The following is a 1,816-nucleotide window of genomic DNA, read 5'->3' on the forward strand; positions in this document are numbered from 1 at the left end:
GAGGCGGCCGGCCCGGCCGCCCGCCCGGGCAACCTGCGGGCGCCGCTGACCACCTTCGTCGGCCGGGACGCCGAGCTGCGCCGCCTCGCCGGACAGCTCCGCGACGGCCGGCTGGTGACGCTGGTCGGGCCGGGCGGCGCCGGCAAGACCCGGCTGGCCACGACCCTCGCTGGCGTGCTGGCCGACGCCCACCCCGGCGGCGCCTGGCTGGTGGAGCTGGCCGCCGTCACCGACCCGGCCGACGTGCCGCAGGTGGTGGTCCGGGCACTCGGCTTGCGCGAGGCCGGACTGCTCGAGGGGCCGGGCCCCCGCGATCTGCTCGACCAGCTGGTCGAGGCGTTCTCGGTGGCCCCGGCGCTGCTGGTGCTGGACAACTGCGAACACCTGGTGGACGCCGCCGCCCGGCTGGTCGACGAGCTGCTGGGCCGCTGCCCCGAGCTGCGCATCGTGGCGACCAGCCGGGAGCCGCTCGGCATCGTCGGCGAGGCGCTCTGCCCGGTGCCGCCACTCGCCCTGCCCGCTCCGGCGGCCACCCTCGCCGAGGCCGTCGAGTCCCCGGCGGTGCAACTGTTCGTCAACAGGGCCTCGGCGGTCCGGCCCGGCTTCGCGGTCACCGACGCCAACGTCGCCGCCGTGTGCGAGGTCTGCCGGCGCCTGGACGGCCTGCCGCTCGCCATCGAATTGGCCGCGGCGCGCACCCGGACGCTGCCGGTGGAGGAGCTGGCGGCCCGGCTCTCCGACCGGTTCCGGCTGCTCACCGGGGGCAGCCGCACGGCCATGCCGCGACACCGCACGCTACGTGCCGTGGTCGCCTGGAGCTGGGACCTGCTGGAGTCCGACGAGCGCCGGCTGGCGCAGCGGCTGGCGGTCTTCCCCGGCGCGGTGACCCCGGAGAGCGCCGCCCGGCTCTGCGAGCTGTCCCCGGCGATCGTGCCGCCCGCGCTGGACCTGCTCTCCGCCTTGGTGGACAAGTCGCTGCTGCAACGGCTGGACGGCCCGCGCCCACGCTACCGGATGCTGGAGACCATACGGGAGTACGGCCTGGAGCGGCTGGCCGAGCAGGACGAGGTGGGTGCCGCCCGGCGGGCGCACGCCGAGTACTTCCTCGAACTCTCCGAGCGGGCCGAGCCCCGGCTGCGTGGCCCGGAGCAGATCGTCTGGCTGCCGCGGCTGGCCGCCGAGCGGGAGAATCTGCTCGCCGCCTTCCACTTCGCCTGCGACACCGGCGACGCGGCGGTGGCCGTCCGGCTGGCCGCCGCAGTGAGTCCGCTCTGGACGGTGCAGGGCAACCACGTCGAGGCGGCGGCCTGGCTGCGCCCGGTCCTCGAACTGCCCGGCGAGGCGCCCCCGGCGGCCCGTCGGGCGGCCACCGCCGCCTACCTGTTCAACACGGTGCTCACCGGCGGCCGGGTCGGCGGGGACCTGCCGATTGAGGCGCTGCTGGCCCGGCTGCCCGAGCGCGGCGGGCCGGACGACCACCCAATCGCCGTCCTGCTCGATCCCGCGCTGGCCGTCCTTCGAGGGGACGCCGCCGCCGGCCTGGCGGCCATCTCCCGGCTGCGCGACGACTCCGATGCGTGGGCCCGGGGCACTCTCATGCTGATGGCGGCCCTGCTGCACGGGCAGGACGGCGACACCGACGCGATGCGGGCCGACCTGGCGGAGGCGGCGGCCGCGTTCCGCGCGACCGGGGACCGCTGGGGCCTGGCCATGGCCCTCATCACCGCAGTTCCGCCAAGCCGAGCAGGACCCCGGGCAAGCCCTGACCATGGCCCGACACGTCGCCCGCCCCGATCCCCGGGCCCACTGGATCCTG

1 protein-coding gene is annotated in these 1,816 nt (G+C 76.8%); it reads left to right on the forward strand.

From position 1 onward, the window contains the following. Positions 1 to 1,816: ATP-binding protein (locus ACWEVO_RS36020; protein ID WP_452311868.1), on the forward strand; the 1,816-nt coding region annotated here is incomplete at both ends.

This window comes from Micromonospora sp. NPDC003776, assembly GCF_053605645.1.